Annotated in this window: 19 protein-coding genes and 1 pseudogene; 11 read left to right on the top strand and 9 right to left on the bottom strand. The window is 69.2% G+C overall.

The genetic code is table 11. From position 1 onward, the window contains the following. Nucleotides 1–145 precede the first annotated feature (145 nt). Nucleotides 146–1585: an MFS transporter gene (locus ACFYOS_RS19410; protein ID WP_387143133.1), complete on the top strand. Its 1440-nt coding sequence runs from the start codon at nt 146–148 to the stop codon at nt 1583–1585. On the opposite strand, the gene ACFYOS_RS19405 is transcribed toward ACFYOS_RS19410, so the two are convergent. Next, a complete protein-coding gene (locus tag ACFYOS_RS19405) occupies nt 1572–3305 on the bottom strand; it encodes a PucR family transcriptional regulator (RefSeq protein ID WP_387143130.1) in 1734 nt (577 codons plus the stop codon). The two genes, ACFYOS_RS19410 and ACFYOS_RS19405, sit on opposite strands and share 14 nt — an antisense overlap. Nucleotides 3306–3433: 128 nt before the next feature. Between ACFYOS_RS19405 and ACFYOS_RS19400 the strand changes: the two genes are divergently transcribed. Then, nucleotides 3434–3889 carry a heme-binding protein gene (locus ACFYOS_RS19400; protein ID WP_387143128.1) on the top strand — a complete coding sequence of 152 codons (456 nt, stop codon included), beginning with the start codon at nt 3434–3436 and terminating at the stop codon, nt 3887–3889. Between the two features lie 68 nt (nt 3890–3957). Here the strand turns inward: ACFYOS_RS19400 and ACFYOS_RS19395 are convergent, their stop codons facing one another. Beyond that, the gene (locus ACFYOS_RS19395; RefSeq protein WP_387143125.1) at nt 3958–4350 is read right to left on the bottom strand and encodes a hypothetical protein; all 393 of its coding nucleotides are present in this window, start codon (nt 4348–4350) and stop codon (nt 3958–3960) included. Between the two features lie 312 nt (nt 4351–4662). On the opposite strand from ACFYOS_RS19395, the gene ACFYOS_RS19390 reads away from it, so the two are divergent. The 3 genes from ACFYOS_RS19390 (at nt 4663) to ACFYOS_RS19380 (ending at nt 8774) form a co-directional block, all read left to right on the top strand. Then, complete coding sequence (locus tag ACFYOS_RS19390) at nt 4663–5754, top strand: Nif3-like dinuclear metal center hexameric protein (RefSeq protein WP_387143122.1); 1092 nt, start codon at nt 4663–4665, stop codon at nt 5752–5754. Between the two features lie 9 nt (nt 5755–5763). Continuing rightward, complete coding sequence (locus ACFYOS_RS19385) at nt 5764–7329, top strand: hypothetical protein (RefSeq protein ID WP_387143119.1); 1566 nt, start codon at nt 5764–5766, stop codon at nt 7327–7329. A 257-nt stretch (nt 7330–7586) separates the two neighbouring features. Beyond that, a complete protein-coding gene (locus tag ACFYOS_RS19380) occupies nt 7587–8774 on the top strand; it encodes a low temperature requirement protein A (RefSeq protein ID WP_387143116.1) in 1188 nt (395 codons plus the stop codon). Nucleotides 8775–8777: 3 nt separating this feature from the next. Here ACFYOS_RS19380 and ACFYOS_RS19375 read toward each other — a convergent pair whose 3' ends face one another. The 3 genes from ACFYOS_RS19375 to ACFYOS_RS19365 form a co-directional block, all read right to left on the bottom strand. Beyond that, nucleotides 8778–9962 (bottom strand): low temperature requirement protein A, encoded by a 1185-nt coding sequence (locus ACFYOS_RS19375; protein WP_387143112.1) that lies wholly within the window; start codon nt 9960–9962, stop codon nt 8778–8780. A 226-nt stretch (nt 9963–10188) separates the two neighbouring features. Beyond that, nucleotides 10189–10557: a hypothetical protein gene (locus ACFYOS_RS19370; RefSeq protein WP_387143110.1), complete on the bottom strand. Its 369-nt coding sequence runs from the start codon at nt 10555–10557 to the stop codon at nt 10189–10191. A gap of 325 nt (nt 10558–10882) precedes the next feature. Further along, the gene (locus tag ACFYOS_RS19365; RefSeq protein ID WP_387143107.1) at nt 10883–11182 is read right to left on the bottom strand and encodes a hypothetical protein; all 300 of its coding nucleotides are present in this window, start codon (nt 11180–11182) and stop codon (nt 10883–10885) included. A 488-nt stretch (nt 11183–11670) separates the two neighbouring features. Here ACFYOS_RS19365 and ACFYOS_RS19360 point away from each other — a divergent pair, with 488 nt between their 5' ends. After that, nucleotides 11671–13365, top strand: a complete 1695-nt coding sequence (locus tag ACFYOS_RS19360) for a glycoside hydrolase family 3 protein (protein WP_387143104.1) — start codon at nt 11671–11673, stop codon at nt 13363–13365. 222 nt (nt 13366–13587) lie between these two features. Here ACFYOS_RS19360 and ACFYOS_RS19355 read toward each other — a convergent pair whose 3' ends face one another. From ACFYOS_RS19355 to ACFYOS_RS19345, 3 genes and pseudogenes are all read right to left on the bottom strand, one after another. Beyond that, entirely contained in the window at nt 13588–14058 is a 471-nt protein-coding gene (locus ACFYOS_RS19355) for a hypothetical protein (RefSeq protein ID WP_387143100.1), read from the bottom strand. A 71-nt stretch (nt 14059–14129) separates the two neighbouring features. Further along, complete coding sequence (locus ACFYOS_RS19350; RefSeq protein WP_387143097.1) at nt 14130–14381, bottom strand: DUF4190 domain-containing protein; 252 nt, start codon at nt 14379–14381, stop codon at nt 14130–14132. A gap of 183 nt (nt 14382–14564) precedes the next feature. After that, nucleotides 14565–14778 (bottom strand): annotated as a pseudogene (locus ACFYOS_RS19345) (transposase); the annotation flags it as partial. A 206-nt stretch (nt 14779–14984) separates the two neighbouring features. Between ACFYOS_RS19345 and ACFYOS_RS19340 the strand changes: the two are divergent. The 4 genes from ACFYOS_RS19340 to ACFYOS_RS19325 are packed head-to-tail and all read left to right on the top strand — an operon-like array spanning nt 14985 to nt 19649. Next, entirely contained in the window at nt 14985–15950 is a 966-nt protein-coding gene (locus ACFYOS_RS19340; protein ID WP_387143094.1) for a carbohydrate ABC transporter permease, read from the top strand. Further along, nucleotides 15947–16777 (top strand): carbohydrate ABC transporter permease, encoded by an 831-nt coding sequence (locus ACFYOS_RS19335; RefSeq protein ID WP_387143091.1) that lies wholly within the window; start codon nt 15947–15949, stop codon nt 16775–16777. Before ACFYOS_RS19340 ends, ACFYOS_RS19335 begins: the two co-directional genes overlap by 4 nt. A gap of 31 nt (nt 16778–16808) precedes the next feature. Further along, entirely contained in the window at nt 16809–18227 is a 1419-nt protein-coding gene (locus ACFYOS_RS19330; protein WP_387143088.1) for an RNA-guided endonuclease TnpB family protein, read from the top strand. A gap of 39 nt (nt 18228–18266) precedes the next feature. Beyond that, a complete protein-coding gene (locus ACFYOS_RS19325) occupies nt 18267–19649 on the top strand; it encodes an ABC transporter substrate-binding protein (protein WP_387143085.1) in 1383 nt (460 codons plus the stop codon). Nucleotides 19650–19730: 81 nt separating this feature from the next. On the opposite strand, the gene ACFYOS_RS19320 is transcribed toward ACFYOS_RS19325, so the two are convergent. After that, the gene (locus ACFYOS_RS19320; RefSeq protein ID WP_387143148.1) at nt 19731–20750 is read right to left on the bottom strand and encodes a glycerophosphodiester phosphodiesterase family protein; all 1020 of its coding nucleotides are present in this window, start codon (nt 20748–20750) and stop codon (nt 19731–19733) included. A 554-nt stretch (nt 20751–21304) separates the two neighbouring features. Between ACFYOS_RS19320 and ACFYOS_RS19315 the strand changes: the two genes are divergently transcribed. After that, nucleotides 21305–21958 (top strand): hypothetical protein, encoded by a 654-nt coding sequence (locus ACFYOS_RS19315; protein ID WP_387143081.1) that lies wholly within the window; start codon nt 21305–21307, stop codon nt 21956–21958. Nucleotides 21959–21962 lie beyond the last annotated feature (4 nt).

The following is a 21962-nucleotide window of genomic DNA, read 5'->3' as shown; positions in this document are numbered from 1 at the left end:
CTCCGCGCGTGGCAAGGTCAACGTCTATCACCCATCTGCACAGCCTGGCGGTCAAAGATTGTGCAACGTGCCGTAGCATCGCCCCTCGGTCACGGCGCAATCTCGAACGGTATGTGACCTGCGCACACGAGGGGAAGGACCGAACGTGCGGGACACCCGGTCGCGGGTCGCGGCCCCGCAGTCGTTCACCACGCCGGACCGGCCGGCCGTGCCGCAGCGACAGCCGGCCGGACTCCCGGTACTGCTCACCCTGCTCGGCGCAACGCTGCTCGGCACCGTCATCAACAACGTGCTGAACGTCCCGCTGCGCGACATCACCGCCGATCTCGGCGTCTCGCTGTCCTCCGGTGTGCTCGTGGTGAGCAGTTTCGTGCTCGTCCTCGCCGCCGGCATGGCGTTGAGCGGCTGGGTGGGCGACCGCTTCGGGCGACGCCGCACGGTCATCGGCTCCCTGGCGCTGATGGCGGTGGCCATGGTGGGGGCAGCACTGGCCCCATCGCTACCCGCCCTCGTCGCGATGCGCGCCCTGCAGGGCATGGCATGTGCCGCCTATCCACCGGCGGTCATGGGCATGCTCGCCAGCATTTACGGGCCGAGCCAGCGGGCCCGCACGATGAGCGCCTGGGCGGCCGCCAACGGCATCGGGCAGGCGATCGGCCCCCCGCTGGGCGGTCTGCTGGCCGACCTGGCCGGCTGGCGGGCGATCTTCTGGTGCCTCGCTCCAGTCGCCGTGATCCTGCTGGTCGCCACCGTTCTGGTCGTGCCCGACGACCGCGGGCACGCCACCGCGCTGCACTGGCCCGGCGCGGCATCGCTGACGCTCGGCGCCGCATTCCTGATGACCGCCGCCACCGCCGTCCCGCAGCACGTGGTGCCGATCTGGCTCACCATCACCCTCGCCGCGGCGGGCGTGGGACTGCTGGCGGTCTTCGCCATCACCTCCGCCAACACGGCGGCACCCATCATCCGGCCGCGCCTCATCGTCGAGTCACGGTTCCTGCGCAGTTCCGTGGCCGCGGCCGCCCAGATGTTCTGCCTCGCCGCCACGCTCGTCGCGGTTCCGCTGTACGTCACGGGGACCCTCGGGCGCACCACCGCCCTCACCGGCCTGCTGGTGCTGGCCCTGCCCGCCGCCATGGCGGCGCTGGCCCCGGTCGTCGGCCTGCTCAGCGAGCGGGGACGGCCGCGCTGGATCCTGCGCACCGGCCTGGTCACGCTCGGCGCGGCCGAGCTGCTGCTGGGGGCGTACGTGGGCACCGGCGGCCGCAGCACCGCGCCGCTCGTCGCGCTGCTTCTCGTGGTGGGGGCGGGCGTGGCGCTGGTCCAGACACCGTCTGCCGCCGGGGCGACCCGCTCACCGGCGGGCAGGTCGGGCGCGGCCCTCGGACTGTTCAACATGATGCGCTTCGGCGGGTCGGCGCTGGGCGCGGCCTGGGTGGCCGTCGTCTACCCGAGCGGCGCGCTGCTGCTGCTGTTCGCCGGATGCGCGGTGGTCGCCGCCGCCGGGCTGGTGGTCAGCTTCGTCGGCCCCGACCCGTCCCCGCTGCACACCGACACCCCGTCACCGGCCACTACGTCGGGTTGAGATCCCGGTCGACGGCCGTCACCGTCTCGGCGAGCAGGGTGAGCTTGTGCGCCAACCACACCGCGAACTGGTGTTCGGCCTCCCGCAGGTCCAGTTGCAGCAGCCGCGAGGCGCGGTCGAGCTTGTACAGCATGGTGTTGCGGTGGATGTGTAGCTCCCGGGCGGCGGCGTTGAGGTTCCCGCCGGACGCGACGTAGGCGATGACCGCCTGCTCCAGGTCGTTCCCCCCGGCGCGGGAGCTGCGGAGCGGGGCCAGCATGTCCTGGGCGAAGGTGCGCCCCTGCTGGCTTTCCGCGAGCTCCATCAGGGCGGCGAACACCCGCAGGTCCTGGAAGCCGCACACCTGGTCCATGGCGAGGCGGTTGCGGACCCCGAGCGCAATGCGCGCCTCCCGGTAGCTGTCGATGATGCGGCCGGCGCCGCCGGCGCTGCGCCCGTACGCCACGGCCACCCGGCGTTGGGTTCTGCGTTCCAGATCCGCCTGCAGGGCGCGCGCGAAGTCGGCCAGCGCCCGGTCCTGCGCGTCCGGCGAGTCGCGGCGGCCCGCCGGGTCGACCTGCCGGACCACGGCGAGTACGTCGCCGACGACCGTGGCGAGGGTGTGCGTATTCGGCCGAGCGTCGAGGCGGGCGGCGTGCCGGGCCAGCTGGAACAGGGCCGTCGGGGAGTCGGGGCTGCCGAGCGAGCCGAGCCCGTTCGCGACGACCACCCCGTAGGTCGCCCCGACCGGGAAGTCGTAGTGGGCCGCCCGGGCTTCCAGTTCGTGCTGATTGGAGAAGCGGCCGTGCAGCAGCGCGTGGACGAAGTCCCCCCGCGCCCGCTCCTCGGCCTGGTCGACGCTGCGCAGGCGCAGCATCTCGGTACCGACGATGGTGGCGGCCTGCTCGACAACGACCCGGTGCTGCGCGAGGTCGTGCGGGCGCGGCGGGTCGGCCGACTCCACGATGACCACCCAGCCGTCGTGGCGGCCCCCGAGCAGGATCGGGTTGAGCACGCACGTCGCGCTGATCCCGTCGATGATCAGCCGGCGGACCTGGGGCCCGGCGTGCGCATGTGCGGAAGCCACGGGTCCCGCCGCAACACCGTCGGGTGCCTGGCCGGACGCCTGCTCGCGTAGCGCGTCCGCGACCGCCGCCGCCTCGAACACGCGGTCGCGGCTGCGTTCGAACGCCAGGATCCGGTACTGCGGGTCGAGGATCGCCGCCGCGCAGCCGGACAACCGGGCCATCTGCTGCCCGAGCGCGGCCAACCCGGCCCCGCGGTACAGCAGCTCCACCAGCGAGCGGTGCACCCGCAGGCCGTAGCGCAGGACGTGCGTGTCCCGGGCCAGGACGAGCTCCGCCACCAGCTGACTGAGGTGGCTGAACGCCACATGCGCGCCGACGTGGATCACCGGCAGGCCGCAGCTGAGGTCAGGAAGATCATCGGCCGGGCCGGCGATCACCACGGCGGCGGCGTCGCGCCGGCCGAGACCGGGCAGCAACTCCGGTCGGACCTGGTCGGCCCGGGCATGGACCACAATTCCAGACAGGGCATCGGCGTTGGCCTGGGCCTCATCCCACGGTAGACACCAGGTGACCGCGGTGTCGAGCATGTCGGCGGACGCCGCCGTACGCGCCGGGTGCAGCAGCAGTTCCTGCAGCAGCCGGCCCACCGTCAGGTGCCGCGGATCTGGGGCAGCGGGCAGGTCGTCGGAAGCCGTCGGAGATGGGATTGTCATGACAACTCCTTGGACAGGTTGCACAAGCTTCCCCCGCCGCGTCGCGGCAGTCTAGCCATTGTTTGCGGTCTGCACGCCCGGGCAGGCTGGTCGCACGGACCGCCCGGTAGTGGGGCAGAGGAGGCAACGTGCACAGGGTCTACCGAATCACGCTCGACGACGCGCTCCCCATGCTCGCCGCAGCTCGCGCGAAGGCGGAGGAGATCGGAGTCAAGCAGACGATCTGCGTCTGCGACGACGGCGGCCACGTGCTCGCGCTGCACCGGATGCCCGGTGCACGGCTCACCGGGGTCGAGATCGCGATGGCCAAGGCGTTCACCGCGGCCGGTCATGAGCGGGCGACCCACAAGTTCACTGAGCCGCCGAACGGCCCGGCGCTGCCCGGCAACGAGGCGTTTGGGATCAGCCACATGCACCCCGGGAAGTTCGCCATCTTCGTCGGTGGATTCCCCATCGAGTACGACGGCCAGATCGTCGGCGCCGTCGGGGTCAGCGGCGGCAACGGCGAGCAGGACAAGGCGGTCGGCGCCGCCGCGCTGGAGGCGTTCGCGAAGCACGCCGCGGAACTCGGGTTGGGCGAGTAGCCGGCCAGTCACGCCGTCGCTGTTGTGCCGCCGCCGACGGCACCTCAGCGGCGACGCCCGGCGCGGACCTACTGGTGGCGCCGGGACTCGTCGAGGGCCAGCGGAGCGTCGAGGACCACCACCGTCGCGGCGATCTCGGTGGCCGGGTCGTAGTCCTTGAGGACGACGCGTACCGCAAGCCCGATCTTGTCCCGGAACTCCTGGGCCAGCCGCCGCTTGCCCTCGTCCAGCAGCGCCACGTCCACCTCGCGGGTGATGTCGCGGTGCGTGGGGTCCAGCGTCGCGAGCGCCCTGACGCGCTGGTGCTGGGCGAGGATGAGAATCCGGTCATCCAGGAGGTCCACCCGCTGGCGGCTCACACCGACGCCCGCGATGCCCTGGTTCACGGCGTTGTAGACGCGCAGGATCTCCTGCTTGAGCTCTCCAGGGGTCCGATGCGGTGTGCTGCCCGAGCGATCCATGGCGCGACTCTAGTGAGCGTCGCCGGGGCCGGTCGAGACCTTGACAGCCGGCGGCGAGCGCCGATATATATCACACACCTCTGAGGCGCTGTTCCCGCAGGTACGGGCCGACGAGGACGTCGTGTTGCAGAGCCGACGAACGGTCGAGGGAGCTTCCGTCCCGGAAGAGCCCGACAGCTGTCGCCGATGGCGGTTGGCGGTCTGCGCGTAGTCGCGCACACCGCCGAATCCGAGCGGTGGCAGCTTTTTTGCTTCCGCCGCACCAGGTCCAGTGCGTGTCGCACTGGCGTCAACGGAAGGCGGACGAAACGCGTGACGAACGTATCGCAGGCCGGTCCGACCGTGGCCGATGTGGTCGTGGCCCTCGACGGGTTGACCGGCGGCCGGATCACCAGCGCCGACGGGGGCCGTAACCCGTGGGTGATCAGCAAGGACTCGGGAATACCCGGCAAGGCGGTCACCGAGCGACCCGGCCTGGTCTGGGGGGACTCCGACAGACCCGTGCGGCGGCTCGCGGTCGCCATGACCATCACCGAACATCACATCGAACTCGCCTACGCCAGCGGCGTGGACGCGATCGTGGCGCACCACCCGATCGCGGACGCGGCGAGCTCCGGCGGGGTGGCGCTCGCCGACTACCTGTCGCTCTACGGGGTCGCGGTGCTGGAATGCCACGAGGCCTTCCACGGGCTGCACCCCGGCATGGCCCACCTGCACGGCCACCGTCCCTTCTACGTCAACCCCGCATATGACGGCGTGCATGGGCTGGTCGTCATGGTCGGCCGGCCGCTGCCGGGCGTCACCACGGTCGGTGACGTGCTCTCCCGGCTCAACACCGGCCTGGAGCGGGCCCTGGACATGCGCATCTTGGACGGCGAACGGGCCGCCCGGCAGTGCGCCGATCTGGTGGACAGCGCCACGGCCCCGGGGATGCGGGTGCTCGCGGGCGCTCTCGACGATCCGCTCGGTGAGGTCGTCCTGCACGCCTTCCCGCACACCGGGTTCGGCGAGAAACAACTCGCCCAGTTGCTCGCCGAACACCGGGCCATCTCCACGGTCATCTTCAGCATCAGCGCGGCTGCCCCGGACTCGGCCGTGGTGGCGAGTGCGGCCGCCCGCGGACTCAATGTCCTGGTGGGCAGCAGCCACGCCGCGGAGATCTTCGAGAACGGACTCCCGTTGGCGTTCGGACTGTCCGCCCTGCTGCCCGACGTCGACGTCGTCCTGTTCCGGGACCGCGTCGTCTCGATCCCGATCAACAGCGTGGGCACCGGCCCGCTACGCGAGTACGGGCGCACGATGGCGCAGGAGCATCTGCTGCCACTGGCCGGAGCCGTACGCGCTCGCGCCGCCGCGACCACCGTCGCGGCCACACCCCTCAGCCACTCCGAGCAAGCGAGCTAGGAGACAACCATGGAAATGACGCCAGCGCACTGGGTGTATCTGGCCGGTCTGGCCTCACTGATCATCGTCATGGTCGCTCGGAAGAACGTCGTCGTGCCGGCCATCGTCGCGACCTTCCTCACCGCCGTGACCTTCACCGGCAGCGTGCCCGGAGGAGTGGCGTCGGTGTTCCGGGCCAGCCTGGTGGCCGCCTCGGAGCTGTTCAACATCTTCCTCATCATCGCGCTCGTCACCGCCATGCTCGCCGCGTTGCGAGCCATCGGGGCCGAACACCGGATGGTGGCGCCGTTTCGCCGGCTGATGGTGAACGGGCCGATCGCGTACCTCGTCCTGTTCGTCGTCACGTACGTCTTCGCGCTGTTCTTCTGGCCCACGCCGACCCTCGCGTTGATCGCGGCGATCCTGCTCCCGGCCGCGATCCGAGCAGGGCTGTCCCCGATGGCCGGCGCGATCGCGATCGCCATCGCCGGACAGGGCATGGCTCTGGCCTCCGACTACGTCATCGGTGTCGCGCCCGCCCTCTCCGCCAGCGGAGCCAAGGTGTCCGCCGACCTGATCGCCGACCGGGCCCTGGTCCTGTCGTGGATCGTCGGGATTGTCGCGCTGTCGATGAGCTATCTGATGACGGTGCGTCGCCGCCGGCCGAGCCTGGCGGCGGCCGATCCCGGCCCCGAGATGTCGGCGAGCGTGGCGCAGCCCGCCGAACTCATCCCTGCAGGGGTGGCCGCAGGCGGCGGTTCGGGCGGCACGTCCGAACAACTCCGCCACGGCCTGGCCACGAAGCAGCCACCGCGGGAGGCACTGGACGACGGGGGACCGGCAGTCACCGACGCCGTGCTCGACGACGACTCTTCCGACCAGCGCCGACACGACCGCCGGGCGAAGCTGTTCGCCGTCCTGGTCCCCGTCGCCTTCGGCGCGCTGCTCGTCTACATGCTGCTCGGCCGATTCACCCACCTGGTGTCGGTCGACGACGGAGCCGGGGCCCCGCTGGTCGGGGGTCTGGCGGCGCTGCTGCTCCTCGCCGTGGCCGTGACCAGCGACCGGGTCCGCTCCCTGGAGAGCTGCGCCGAGCACATCGTCGAGGGCCTCTCCTTCGCGTTCAAGGCGATGGGGGTCGTCATCCCCATCGCCGGGTTCGTCTTCATCGGTATCTCGGATTTCTCCGGCCGCATCATGGGGCTGGCAGAGGGCACGACGGCACCGGGATTCCTGTTCGACGCGATCCGCAGCGTCGAGCAGCACATCCCGAACAACCCATTCGTCATCATCTTCGCCGTCCTGCTCGCTGGCATGACGGTCGGACTCGACGGATCAGGTTGGGCAGGACTGCCGCTCACCGGCTCCCTGTCGGAGGCCCTCAGCCCGCACGCCGGAGTCGACACCGCCACGCTCGCCGCCATCGCGCAGAACGGCGCTTCGTGGACCGGAGGCGGCACGCTGGTCATCTGGTCCTCGCTGATCGCGGTTGCCACCTTCTGCGGGGTGTCGGTGGTCGACCTCGCCCGCAAGCTGTTCCTGCCCGTGGTCACGGGACTGGTGGTCAGTGCGGTGGTCGCCGTGATCATCTGGTGAGCCATCGGGTCAGCTGAGCGAAGCCGGCGCTGCGGTCACGGTTTGCACCGTGCGGCAGCGTCGGCATCACCAGGACCTTCGTTGACCCGGGGCGTGACTCCGTTCCCCAGCACCTCAGCCGGTCCGACCAGGACCACCCTCGGCAGCGGGTCGACGTAGGTCTCCCGCTGGATGAGGGCGATCGCGAGCCTGCGGTCGGGCCGGTGCCCGTAGTGTGTCATCAGGCGAGGACGGTGGGGCGGGCCCGGAGGACGTCGATGGTGAGGGAAGGCGGCGCCGATGCGGCGGCCTCAGCCCAACGGGATCCCGGCCGCCCGGCGTTCTTGGAACTCTTCTTCGACCTGGTTTTCGTCTTTGCGATGATCTCCCTGGTCAAGACGCTCGCTGCCGACGTGAGCTGGACCGGCGTCGGGGAGACGCTGGTCCTGCTGCTCGCGTTCACCCTGGTCTGGGCGCTGACCACGTGGGCCGCCGACACCCTCGACCTGGCGCGGCCCGCGGTCCAGGTGCACTACATCGGGGTGGCGGCCGCCAGCCTGCTGCTGGCGGCCGCGGCACCCGACGCGTACGACGGGCGCGGCCTGCTCTTCGCGGTCACCTACCTGACCATCCACCTCGGGTCGAGCATCTACTACCTGCTGCTCCGGCCGAGTACGAGCGAGCCGCTCCGCAGCGGCCGCATCTTGTTCTGGTACACCATCGCCGCAGTCGGCTGGATCGGCGGCGGGCTGGCCGCCGGCCCCACCCGCCTGATGCTCTGGGCGGCGACTGTCGGCCTGGAGTACGCTGCCGCCTCGCTCGGCTGGCCGGTGCCGAGGCGGGGGCGATCGCAGCCGCAGGAGTGGCGGCTGGTCGGCGAGCGGGTGGCCGAACGGTATCGGCAGTTCGTCATCATCGCGCTCGGCGCGTCCATCTTCGTGATCGGGACGACCTTCAGCGTGAGCGACTACACGATGGACCGGGCCCGGGCGCTCGTGGTGGTCTTCACGATCGTGGTGCTGACCTGGCGGATCTACATCTACCGGGCCGGCGAGCTGCTGACCGAGGCCATCGCGCGATCGACGAACCCGTCGCTGCTCACGCAGTCTGCCGCGGTCACTCATTTGATCATGGTGGCGGGCATCGGCGGCATGGCGGTCACGAGCCACCTCGTCGTGATGCGTCCCTTCGGGGAGACGCCGCCCTCGTGGGCTGCGGTCATCCTCGGCGGACCGGCGTTGTTCCTGGTCGGCCGCGGCGTGCTCGACTACACGGTCTTCGGTCGGGTCTCCCGGTCCCGGCTGGCCGGGCTGGTCCTGCTGGCCGGCGTGGCGCCGGCCGCCCACCTGCTGCCGCCGGTCGTGGTCGCGCTGCTCGCCATGAGCATCCTGGCCCTGATCGCCGCGGCGAACCTGGTGAGCACGCACCTCCACGCCCGCGCGCCGATGCCACCGGCGCTCGGGTGACCCTCACCCGGTCGGCACGGTGACCCGGGCCAGCCGCGAGTGTGCGGGCAGCGTCTCCCAGACCAGGATGAGCAGCAGGATCAGATTCGCCACGACCAGGATGGCCAGCGGCGGAAGCAGTGCCATCGCGGGCGCGATGGCGCACAGCACCACGATCCCCAGCGCCCGGGACCAGAGGACCCGTCCGGTGAGCACGGCGTCGAACAGGCAACTCCCGAGCAGGAACAGAGCCGGCCCGCCGAGGATGGTGGCGATCCAGGCGGTTGGCGCCGCACTGAACGGCCGGTCGATGACCAGCGAGACGCTGGTCGAGACCACCAGCACCCCGGCGACCATCACCAGGTGGCTGTACGAGGTGGAGGTGCCGGGCCGAACCCGCTCCACCACCGTGACGGCGGGCGGTGCCAGGAGCTGCCGCACCCGGTGGAAGTAGAGCTGGAAGAGCACGACAGCGCTGGCGAACGCGATGGCGCTCGCGGCCACTCGGCCGGCCTGGAAGCCGCTGTCGGCCAGCCCCATGCCGGCGCTCAGGATCAGCTCGCCGAGCGAGATGATGAAGATCTCTCGATGCCGCTCGGACAGGTGGGCACCGGTGAAGATCTGACTGGCGAGTTCGGTGCGACCAAGTTTCGGCGTCGGCCAGCCGATCCGGGCCGACCCGAGGTCGACCGCCACCGCGACCGACCAGAGCAGCAGCCGGGCCGTTCCGTGCACGAGCGCCCCGGCCACCCACGGCACCGCGGTGACGCCGAACCAGAAGAAGACCCGGATGCTCCTGGCCTGGATCGGGCGGTTCACCCGGGTACCGGGGATGAGGACGGCGTCCCGGACGAGATGGATGCCGAAGTACGCCGCGACGAGTAGCCAGCCGTAGTCGGCGAAGGCCTGCGGCACCGCGATCGCCATCAGCAGGGTGCCGAACATGACCGCCAGGACGGTGGCCTGGATGACCGGCAGCCGCGGGTTGAACAGGTCGGTGAGCCATGCGGTCAGTACCCAGACCCACCAGGCGGCCATCAGTAGGACGGCGGTCTGGGCGGCGCCCCGGACGGTGAGGTCCTCGGCCAGCCCCGCCGACAGCCTGGAGAGCATGAAGATGTAGACCAGGTCGAAGAAGAGCTCAAGGAACGTCGGATAGTCGGGCTCGCCGCGCCGGCGAAGGATCCGGGGTAGCGGACTGGACGTCACCGCGTCTGCCTCCTCTGGCACGCCGCACCGGGGAGCGGAGGCACTGGAACTGGGCTCTCCCCGCCAACCTACAAACCGGGGGTCGCCGGAGAGCTGAAACGGAGGAGCTGAGCGCAAGCCGACGCCGGTCACCAGCCCGACGCCCGACCGTCGGACATCAGGCAGATGTCCCGCCGCGCCATCTGCGCCCAGGATCCATTCCACCAGCGACCTGCCGACCTATCAGTCAGTCCATGGGTGGCAGTCTTATCTTGCTCAGTTCGTAGGACGGGCGCCGCGCCGCGCGCTCCGCCTCGGCTCGCGCCCGCCGCCGGTGTTCGAACACGCGGCGCAGGTCATAGACGGCGGCGAAGGGTCCGAGCACACCCAGGAGAAGGAACCAGATCCCCACCTTGTATTCACCTTCGACGGGGTTCACCCACAGCAGTCCGGCGCCCCCGCCGAGTCCCACCACCGGCATGATCATCGTACCGATGACCTTGATGCCGCGGGCGACGCCGAAGCGGATGGCGAGAATGCCGCTAGGTATCGCGAAAACCCCGGCAAAGAGCATGCCGCCGACGATGACGAGGAACATCGGATAACTGACTGACATTCGCGACAGTGTAGCCAGCACTCGTGCCCGATCCGGGCCCGATGATACGGCGGACAGCGGTCGACAGTGGCAGACACCCCTTGATGGGGCTGGTTGACGTTGGATTGACTCGACGATGCGACGTTCCGAGGCAGGGTGCTGTCGTTTACCTGCAGGTGTCGGCTACCCGTCAGCGCTGCTGCTGTTTCGGTCCAGTGACTATCAGCAATGCATCATGCAAATGTGAGTGGATGACTACGAGCGTGGCCGTTCTAGTAATCATGAGTGTTGGGATCGGGTTCGCGGCCGGCCGGGCATACCAGGTTGCTCACCGGGCCTGGTCGGACTACAAGAAAGCCAAGGCGCTCGTACCCGCGCTGTTGAAGGCCTTTTGGGCGGCGCTGCGGGGAGCGATCGTGATCCTTGCCGTCGCCTTCGCGTGGATGGTTGGTTCCGCATGGGCCGCATCCAGCAACTCGACCGAGGGCCCGCCGCCGTCGCCGTCACCCTCGCCATCATCGCCGGCTCCGTCGCACAAGCGATAGCGGGCAGGCGAGCCGAGCGGCGTGATGGCTCGAGCGGCGGCAGCAGCGATTGAGGAGCTCGACGCCTGCGTCGTGACCTCGGCCCAGTGGTAGCCCGGCACCGGGTCCTCCTGCTCGGTGACCTCTTCGTCACGTCGGAATGCGTCGCCTTCCGTGGCGCGCTGGCGGTCTGAAGCTCGTCAGTCAAGACGTCTGCCCTCGCATCGACACCCCGCCCGCTATGCGGGTCGCAGCGGCGTTTGCCGAACTCGCCCAAGCGATCTGATCGCCCACCCGACACGGGCTTGACGCGTCTTCCGATCCCACAACGCAACGGCGCCGTAGACCCGGCAGGTAGATCTATCGCTCACAGTTAAGTTCGCTTACAGTGACGTTGGTCACACTGGTCGCCCCTCCGGAGGTTGGCATGCGCCATCGGTTCGGTCTTCGAGTCTGCGTCGCCGTTGTCTCGGTTGGGGCGCTTCTGTCGTCCACGGCGGTGCGGTCGGTCGCTGCGGGGGAGGTCCCTATCGGCGCGGCAGACCGTGATTGGCCCGGGTATTCGGACGACGCGACGCTCCGCGGCAAGATCATCAGCAGGCTTCAGCACATGACACTGCAGGAGAAGGTTGGGCAGCTGTTCGTCGTCGAGGTGTACGGCCAGGACGCCAACTCGGTGTCCCCGGCCATGGCGGCGAGAAACCAGGCGCTGTACGGTGTGGACACTCCGGCCCAGGTCATCGACAAGTACAAGCCGGGCGGGGTCATCTACTACGACTCCAGGCGCGGGCCCGACAACGTGCAGAACCCGCGGCAGATCGCCACGCTGTCCAACGGGCTACAGGCGGCCGCCGTCAGCCAGCGGCAACCGATTCCGTTGCTCATCTCCACCGACCAGGAAGGCGGCGCGGTCGTTTTCCGGCTCGTCGCACCGGCCACTGCGATGCCCGGCAACATGGCCCTCGGCGCGGGACGATCGACGGCGGACGCACACCGCTCAGCCGAGGTGATCGGCACCGAACTGGCGGCCGTCGGGATCAACCAGAATTACGCACCCGTCGCCGACGTGAACGTCAACCCCGCCAACCCCGTCATCGGTGTGCGGTCGGTCGGTGAGGACCCCGCCCTGGTCTCCGGCATGGTGGCCGCCCAAGTGGACGGCTACCACGACGGCGGTGTGGCCACGGTTGCCAAGCACTTCCCGGGGCACGGCGATACCGCCGTGGACAGCCACTTCGGCCTGCCAGAGGTCACCCACACCCGCGAGCAGCTCGAGGCGATTGACCTGCCGCCGTTCCGGGCGGCCATCGACGAAGGCGTCGACACGATCATGACCGCGCACGTCGTGCTCCGGTCGGTTGATCCCAGCGGCGCACCGGCGACGATGTCCAAATCCATCCTCACCGGGCTGCTCCGCGAGGAACTCGACTACGACGGGCTCATCGTCACCGACGCCCTCGACATGGGCGGGGCGACGAGCACGTACCCGCCGAACATCGCGCCGGTCGAGGCGTTCAAGGCCGGAGCCGACCAGCTCGTGCTGGCGCCGCAGATGGATGTCGCCTACAACGCGGTGCTCGACGCGATCCGCAGCGGCGAGATCTCCACACGGCGCCTCGACGAGTCCGTCTACCGGATCCTGCGCCTGAAGATGAAGAGGGGTCTGTTCGCCGATCCGTTCGTCGATGTCGACCTGGCGGAGAAGGTCGTTGGCGCGCCGGACCACCTCGCCGACGCACAAGTCATCACGGATCACACCACGACGCTCGTGAAAAACGATGCCGGCGTGCTGCCGTTAACTCATGACCCGCGGAACGTTCTGGTGACCGGCTGGGGCGTGACCACGACGGGCACGCTCGGCAACGCGATTGGCCAACGCGGACAGACCGTCACGGTCAGGGAGACGGGCACGACGCCCAGCCAGGCCACGATCAACCAGGTGGTCGCCCAAGCCGCGAACAGCGACCTCGTGGTGGTATCCACGATGAACGCGGCCAGCGTCAGCGCCACCACCGGGCTGCCCACCGCATCGGCCGCCGCTCAACAGGCCCTGGTCAAGGCGCTGCTCGCGACGGGCAAGCCGGTCGTCGTTTCGGGGATGCGCAACCCCTACGACATCTCGTACCTCACCGAGGCGCCCACCTACCTTGCCACTTACGGCTACACGGCCGCCCAGATGGAGTCGCTGACCCGCGTGATGTTCGGGGAGGTCAACCCCGTCGGCAAGCTGCCCGTCACGATCCCGCGCGCGGACGGGTCGGGTGCCCTCTACCCCTTCGGGCACGGACTCAGCTACGACGGCTGATCGGCGGACTCAGGCGGGGGCACCCGGCGAGCGGAGGCCGGCAACATGCTTTGACCCGCCTGCCAGCGCAGCCACTGGACGTGCACGTCGAGCCTTGCCGATGCCCGAACGACCGTGGCCCGGGGCGTCCCGGCAACCGCAGGGCCGAGGACCGCCTGCGCTATACACACGCCTCGGCCCGGCGGTCAGCTGGCGACGCGGTCCTGCCGGTGCTGAATGGTGTTATTGACGGGCCACGTCGAGGAGCTGATCGAGGTCCGCCCGGGACCTGCCGGTCGCGGTGGCGAGCGCACCGACCGGGTCGGTGTGTCTGCGACCTGCCAGGTCCTCGAACACCGCCAGCAGATCGGACTCGAACCCGTCCGCTGTCGCGCCCCGTCCCTGGGCCAGCTCGGCGAGCCGGCCCTCGATGTAGCGGCGCACCATCACCTGGTACGCCCCGACGCTCCGCATGTCGTGGAACTCGGCCACGATGTCGTCGACCTGCCGGCCCAGCTGGTGAAACACCGCCGACGTGAGGCCGTGTGACCGGATTTCTGGGTCCGCGTTGTCGGCGAGGCGGATGACTACCTCGTCCGGTCCGGTGATGCCCGCCGTCTCGCTGTCGTTGCCCCAGCGGGCCGTGATGAAGCAGCCGCCGGCCTGGCGGGACAGCTCGACGAACCGGTCGCGATCGGGGGTTTCCTGGGGCATGGTGTTCCTGTCTTTCCGGCACCTCGTGGCGCCTGTTGCGGTGGATCCGACCTGGGCGGAGCGGGCCCTGTTCAGGGGGTGGGGGTGGCGGCGGTCAGGACGCTGCCGAAGAAGACCATGACGGTGAAGGCGATCATCGGGCCGACGAAGATGTAACCCAGGACGAGGCCGGCGACGGCCATGCCATGCCCGGACCTCGTGCCGTCCCGGGTCTCCCGCATGGCGAGGTGGCCGAGGATGACCGCCAGGATGCAAGGCAGCCCGAACAGGCAGCAGCCGCCGAGCACCCCGAGGATCCCGCGCACCAACGACGCCGTCGCCATGCCCGACGTCAGCGCCGGCCCTCGACCGACGCCGTCGCGACGGCTGGGCCGACCTAGCCGGGGACGTTCACGGCCTCCCGTGGTATGGCGAACGGCGAGCAACCTCGTCCCACGGGATCTGGACGTCCACGTCCGCTGCGGCCTCTGGCAAGACTTCGAGACCGGGCATGTCCGGAGTGTCCGGGCCCGGATCCACTCCGCCAGCCGCCGCCAGCAGGTCATCCCGGACCCGAACCCCAGCTCCTGTGGCAGGAGCTCCCATTGGAGGCCGGTGTTCAGCACGAACAGGATCGCGCACAGCACCTGCCGGTCCGAGATCCGCTTACGCCCCGGACGGGTTGCGCTCAGGTTTGGGCAGTAACGGCTCGATGCGCTGCCACAGTCCGTCCGGCACGATTCACGGCGCCTGCTCGCCACGCCTCACGGCGCAACCTCGTAGAACGCCCTCTACAAGGGATGGGAGGCCCAGAGATCACGGCCGGTGTCGATTCGAGTCGCCCCAGAGGAGAGCGGGGAGGCCGTCCACTCCTGGAAGGAACTTCCAGCTCCGGGGTCCTGCGCCGAAGGATTTCTTTCGGCCCATGCCGTTGGTACTGTGCTGCCGTGCCTCCCCCTCGCACTGTCAGCGCCCCACGGGATGTCCGCGCGCCGACCACAGAGTCCACCCGCTCCACCGTCCGACGAGGGGAGCCGGCGCGCTTCACCGAATCGGGTCTCGGGTGGCTGCTGCTGCTGCCGTCGGTCGTGGTCTTCGCGCTGTTCGTGTTCTGGCCGCTGGGGCGGACCCTGTACCTGTCCGTGCATGGCAACGACCTCTTCGGCGCCCCGTCGGTGTACGTCGGTGCGGAGCACTACCGGGAGATGCTGTCCGCCGAGTTCGGCAAGGTACTGGCCACGACGGGCCTGTTCACGCTGTTGTCCGTGGTGCCGGCCGTCCTGGGCGCGCTCTTCGTGGTGCTGCTGCTGGAGGCGCGAATCCGCGGCGTACGGGTGTTGCGCACCGCGTTTGCGCTGCCGTTCGCGTTCTCGGTGGCGACCGCGTCGGTCGTCTTCGCCGTCATCTACAACCCGGCGATCGGCGTCGCGAACGGCCTGCTCGGATCCCTCGGGATCGACCGGGTCAACTGGCTCACCGACCCGTCGATCGCGCTGCCCGCCGTCTGCGCCGCGACGGTGTGGATGAACTTCGGCTACAACGTCCTCGTGCTTTCCGCCGGCGTCGCGGCCATCTCGCCCGAGGTGGTCGAGGCGGCGCGGCTGGACGGTGCGACCGGCTGGCGGCTGGCGTCCCGGATCACCGTGCCGCTGCTCTCCCCACAGCTGTTCTTCCTCGTCGTGGTCTCCACCATCCACGCGTTGCAGAGCTTCGGGCAGATCCACATCCTGACCAAGGGCGGCCCGGACCAGGCCACTACGACGCTGGTCTACTCGATCTACGAGAAGGCGTTCGCCTTCGGGTCCTCCGACTTCGGATCAGCCAGCGCTCAGGCCGTCGTGCTGCTGATCGTCATGCTCGGCTGTACGGCTGTCCAGTTCGGCGTCCTCGAGCGGCGGGTCCACTATCGATGAAGAAGTTCAGTTTCGGGCAGGTCGCCGTCTACGTCGTGCTCGGCCTGGCCGCGATCCCGGTCCTGTTCCCCATCTACTACGGCTTCGTCGGTGCCGTGATGGGGCCCGGTGACCTGGCGACCTACCCGCCGGCGCTGGTGCCGCACGAGCTCTACTGGCAGAACATCAGCGACGTCTTCCGCTCGGTGCCGCTCGGTCGCTTCTACGTCAACTCGGCCATTCAGGCCGGGGTCATCACGGTGGCCCAGATCGTCACGAGCATCCTGGCCGCGTACGCCTTCGCGTTCCTTCGCCTGCCGGCGAAGGCGGTGACGTTCGGTCTGTTCCTCGCCACCCTCATGGTGCCGTGGGAAGCGATCATCATCCCCAACTACCTGGCCATCTCCGGTTGGGGTCTGGCGCGGGGTGGGTTGACCTACCTCGGTCTCGTGCTGCCCTTCCTGGCCTCCGCGTTCGGCACGTTCCTGCTGCGGCAGGCCTTCCTGCAGTTCCCGACCGAGTTGCGGGACGCCGCGGTGATCGACGGGTGCGGCCACTGGCGCCTGTTGTGGCGGGTCATCGTGCCCCTGTCCAAGCCCTCGATCGCGGCGGTCGGGGTCTACGTCTTCCTCTCGGCGTGGAACCAGTACTTCTGGCCGCTGATCCTGATCCGCGACTCCGAGTACCAGACGCTGCAGATCGGCATCTCCCAGCTCAACGACGCCGAGGTGGCGCAACCGGGCCTCGTCCTCGCGGGCGTCGCGCTGTCCCTGCTTCCCACGCTGGCCGTCGTGCTCTTCGGTCAGCGCTACATCGTCCGCGGCCTCACCGCCGGCGCGCTGCGCTGAAGGGGGCGGACTTGACCATGGAGGGTGATCGGTGAAGGTCACCCGGATCGCCTACTCGGCGCGACTGAATCCGGGCAAGTACGCCGCCCTGGTGGAGCAGGCCCGCCGGTTGGGCCTCGTGCGTAGTGAGGTGTGGCAGCGCTACGGCTCAATCAACGGTGCCGGGTCCGGGTTGACAGACCGGCAGGTGCGGGACCGGTGGCTGGCCAATGGCACGCACATCCGGTTCGGCGTGCTGGCGAACGCGTGGAAGGAAACCCTCCGCGACGCCATGGCCGACATCGCCGCGAACCTGGCGGCCGCCAAGGTGCAGGTGCGGCGGGCGATCAGCCGACGCATCACGGATCCGGCCGAGCGGAAGCGGATGTTCACCGCGTTGCGGGCCGATCAGTGGGCCAGTGACCCGTTCCTGGCTGGGCAGATGCGCAAGAGCTGGAGGCGTGGCCGTAACCGCACGCATGATCAGATTGTGGTGCGCGCCGACCAGCACAACACGCTCGTTGACGGGCGGGGCCGGTTGTGGCTGGCGGTCCCGGGCCGGGAACGTCGCAAGATGGTCAGGATCCCGCTGTCGACGACGGTGGCGCCGACGGGCACGTTGCGCCTAATCCTGCGCGGCGGCCGGGTCGAGGTGCATTACCAGATCGACGCATCCCAGCTGCGGTCGTCGCAGCGGCCTTGCGGCGACCGCATGATTGGCGTGGACAAGGGTTACACGGAAGCCCTGACCGACTCGGACGGCCGGCCCCACGGTGCACGGCTCGGTGAGCTGTTGACCGCCGAGTCGGACCGGTTGAAGGAACGCAACCGGCGGCGGGCGAAGCTGCGCTCGATCGCGAACACCGCCACACTGCGGGGTGACCACGCGAAAGCGCGCCGGATCAAGGTCAACAACCTCGGCAGTGTGAAGCGGGACCGGCAGGCCGCCCGGCATCGGGCGCGGGTGCGTACGGAGATTTTCACCGCCGTGCACGAGGTTGTCGACAAGGCCTCGACCGTCATCGCCGAAGACCTCACCAAACGCTTCACCAGCCGCAAAAAGCTTCCTAAGAACACCAACCGGCGCCTCGCCGCGTGGACCAAAGGAGTCACCGCCGAGGCCCTGGCAAACGTGTCGGAGCGCAGAGGTTCTGCACTCGTTCCCGTCAACGCCGCCTACACCTCACAAACCTGTCACCGCTGCGGCCGGCTCGGCCGACGCAACGGGGACCGGCTTCACTGCACCTCGTGCGGGGTGGTGTGGCAGGCCGACGTGAACGCCGCGATCAACATCCTGCAAAGAGCAGGCGACCCCGACATCGCCCTGCACACCCCACACCACAAGGTGAAGCAGATCCTGCAGGACCGGACCGATCGCCACCGGACCAGACTGCCGGTCCAGGACTCCAGCCCGGCCACCACCGAGCGGAGAGCGAACCATCCGAACTGCTCAACTATGAGCAACGAGTAGGAAGCAGAATCCGTGAGACAACCTAGGCTCCGCCGGAGCATGAGCGCATTCGTCGCCCTGGTAGCCGCCGCCGCGCTGACGGCGTGCGGTGGCTCCGGGTCCGGCACCGATTCCGGCAAGGACGCTCTCGAGGCGCCCGGCGCGGAGGTGCTCGAGAAGGCCACCGACAAGACCACCATCGAGTTCTGGCACGGGATGAAGGGCGCCAACGCCGAGGCGATCGACAAGCTGGTCGCCGACTTCAACGCCCAGAGCGGTGGCAAGGTCGAGGTCAAGGCCATCTACCAGGGCAACTACGACGAGACGATCGCCAAGTACAAGGCCTCGGTGCAGCAGAAGAACACTCCCGCGCTGGTGCAGATCTACGACATCGGCTCCCGCTTCATGGTCGACTCCAAGCAGACCGTGCCGATGTACAAGTTCATCGACAAGGACAAGTTCAACGCGGGCGACATCGAACCGAACATCGCCAACTACTACTCGATCGACGGCAAGCTCCAGTCGATGCCGTTCAACACCTCCACCCCGCTGCTGTACCTGAACAAGGAGGCCTTCGTAAAGGCTGGCCTCGATCCGACGAAGCCGCCGCAGAACCTCGACGAGATCGGGGAGATGGCGAAGAAGCTGACCGTCAAGGACGCCAGCGGCAAGACCGTCCAGTACGGCTTCGGCGCCGCCATCTACGGCTGGCTGCTGGAGCAGCTGATCGCCACCGACGGCAAGGAGTACTGCGACAACGGCAACGGCCGCAAGGGCCACGCCACGAAGGTGCAGTTCGACCAGGAGACCGGCGTGCGCGTCGCGCAGTGGTGGGCGGACCTGGTCAAGGGCGGCTACGCGACGAACACCGGCCGCAAGACCGACGACGCCCAGGCCGCCTTCAAGGCCGGCACGGTGGCGATGCACCTGGAGTCCACCGGCGCCATGCGCGGCTACGTCGAGGCGGCCAAGGGCAAGTTCACCGTGCTCACCGCGCCGTACCCGAAGGCGAGCAGCTCGGCGACGGGCGGACCGATCATCGGTGGCGCCTCGCTGTGGATCAACGGCGTCGGGCACAGCGACAAGGAGAAGCGGGCCGCCTGGGAGTTCGTGAAGTTCGCCGTGAGTCCGGCCCAGCAGGCCAAGTGGCACACCGGCACCGGATATGTGCCGGTCAACGCCAAGGCGCTCGACGAGCAGATCGACAAGGACTGGGTGGCGCAGTACCCGCAGTTCAAGACCGCCGTGGACCAGCTGCACGCACTGCCGCCGTCGGTCGCGTCGGCCGGCTGCCTGCTCGGCGTGATGCCGCAGGCCCGCAAGGCGTCCGAGGACGGCCTGGAGGCGGCGATCGTCGGTAGCAAGCCGGCCGACCAGGCTATGAAGGACGCCGCGGCGAGCGTGCAGGCCCCGATCCAGAGTTACAACAAGTCGGTCAGCTGACCACCACGTCATCACCTCAGTAAGAGGGCCGGCTCCGACGGAGCCGGCCCTCTTCGTCGGCGGCTCGGCGGGTCCGTCGGCTCAGACGAGGTACGCGTACAGGTCGACGATGGTGCCGTCGGCGCGGTGTAACCCGGCGGAGTCACCGTTGGTGCTGTTCCAGACCGCAGTGGCGCGCCCGATGTGGTAGGTGGTCGCGTCGTTGTCGCCCGGGCCGGTGTGCACCCGCAGCAGCCCGCCCGGCGGGATGACATAGCCGTCGCCCACCACGATCCGGTCGGACGCCTGGTTGTGCAGGTACCAGCCGCTGACGTCCACCGGGCGGTCGGACACGTTGCGCAGTACGACGTGCTCGCCGGCCCACCGCGGTCCGTCGCCGGGGGAGTGGTAGCTGATGTCCTCGATGATCACGCCCGCCACGCCCGACACCGGGTCGCGGCCGTGCAGCATCTCCTTCAGCGCGTACGGGTAGTTGGTGATCATGCCGTCGACGCCGAGGTCCAGAGCCCACCGCCAGAGCTCCGGTGAGTCGACCGTCCACGGCACCAGGGCCAGGCCCGCCCCGATGACGCGGGCCGCGTCGTCGGGCCGCAGCCGGCGGATGTCCGGGTTGACCGAGAAGATCCACCCGGCGAGGTCGGTCAGCTTCCCGCCCGCCGGCACGTCGTAGGTGATCAGCGAGACCGGGACGTCGGGCAGCTGCGTGTGGAAGTCCCGGAGGGCCCGCTCATCGAAGGACCCGACGATCAGCGGCTGCGGGTGGGCGTCCGGCTCGATCCAGTCGCGACGTCGGCGCAGCCGAGCGACGACCGCCTGCGCCAGCCCGGGATTGACCGCGGGTGACTTCAGCTCAAGATTCAGGCCGACCCGGCCGCCGAGCAGGTCGAGCAGCTCGTCGAAGGTGAGGATGTGCTGGCCGGTGAATTCGGCGTCGTACCACCCCCCGGCGTCAAGCTTCTTCAGCTCGGCGAGGGTGAAGTCGTGCACGTTCCAGCGTGCGCGGTCGGCGAATGCCAGCCGGGCGTCGGTGGTGCGGGGGAGGGTCACATCGTGGATGATCACCGGCTCCCCGTCGGCGCTGAGCTGCACGTCGGTCTCGATGCGTCGGCGCCCTCGGCGATCGCGAGCTCGAAGGCGGCCCCGGTGTTCTCCGGCGCCATCCCGGACGATCCGCGGTGCGCGTACGTCGCGGCGCGCCTGCCGCTACGGCTGACCGGCGGTGTCGTGCCTGCCCGGGGAACCGGCGCCACCGCAGGCCACGCAGCGCCGACAGTTGCGCCGGGGAGAACGGAGGGCCTCGATGACGGACTCGTGCTCATCCAAGAAACTCCCTGAGAAGGGTTCAACACCTCCGGCTGCTGCCCGAATCTAACCGACGCCCAGCTCGGCCTACTCGTGGCGGCACGTCCCGCGCTAGGCGGGGCGACCCCGTGATCCCGGCCCGCGGCCGGCTGGTCGCGACGGTGGCTGCCAGGGCGGTGGTGGTGACGAGTCGCGTCTTCGTCGGCGATGGCCTCTCTCCGGATCCCCCGTTACGTCCCAGTCCGATGTGGAACGAGGGGATGGGGGTTGCTAGTAAATGCTTTGTCGCTGGGGTCAGCCATCGTGGGAGGTGAATGCTAGGTTTCCGGCAACCTGAACGGGGAGGAACGTCTATGCGAAATGTCGTCAGGTCTACCGTGGTTTCCGGCCTGGTCCTCGCAGTCGTGGCGGTATCGGGACCGGCGCAAGCAACCCACGAGTACGACGGAATGATGCCGACAGCCAACTACGACGTGATCTGCCTGAGTGCTTCGGGCCCGGCCGATGGCGAGGTGTGCCGCACCGACAACGCCGACGTGTACTGGTACGCCGACAGCGCCAACCCGGGGGAGCTCGAAGCCGACGACTTCAACGCCCTCCGGACCATGCTCCTCAACGAATACGTTCCCACCGACCTGGCGCTCACCTACGACTCCTCGCCGGTCTTCTCGGGCGACGCCGAGACCGACCTCGTCTACCAGGAAGCGGAGGCCGACCTGCCGCTGCCCTCGGGCATCCTGGGCGCCACGTGGTGCAATGGCGCTGCCCCGGCGTACTACGAATGCGATCAGACCTACATCCGGATCGTGTCGCCCGACGGATTCCGGCGATACGGCGGGTCGATCGCGTGCCACGAGACCGGGCACGGCGTCGGCCTGGTTCACGGCAACGACGCATCCCCGCGGCTTGACCCGGGCGACGCACGACTCGGCTGTATGGTCAATGAGGACCAGTTCCCGTCCGATCTCGGTTCGGACAGCACCCACCTCATCAACGTCACGTACTAATGGG

Source organism: Micromonospora sp. NPDC005806, from assembly GCF_042871425.1.
Classification (GTDB): domain Bacteria; phylum Actinomycetota; class Actinomycetes; order Mycobacteriales; family Micromonosporaceae; genus Micromonospora.
This window is presented reverse-complemented; position numbering and strand designations above follow the sequence as displayed.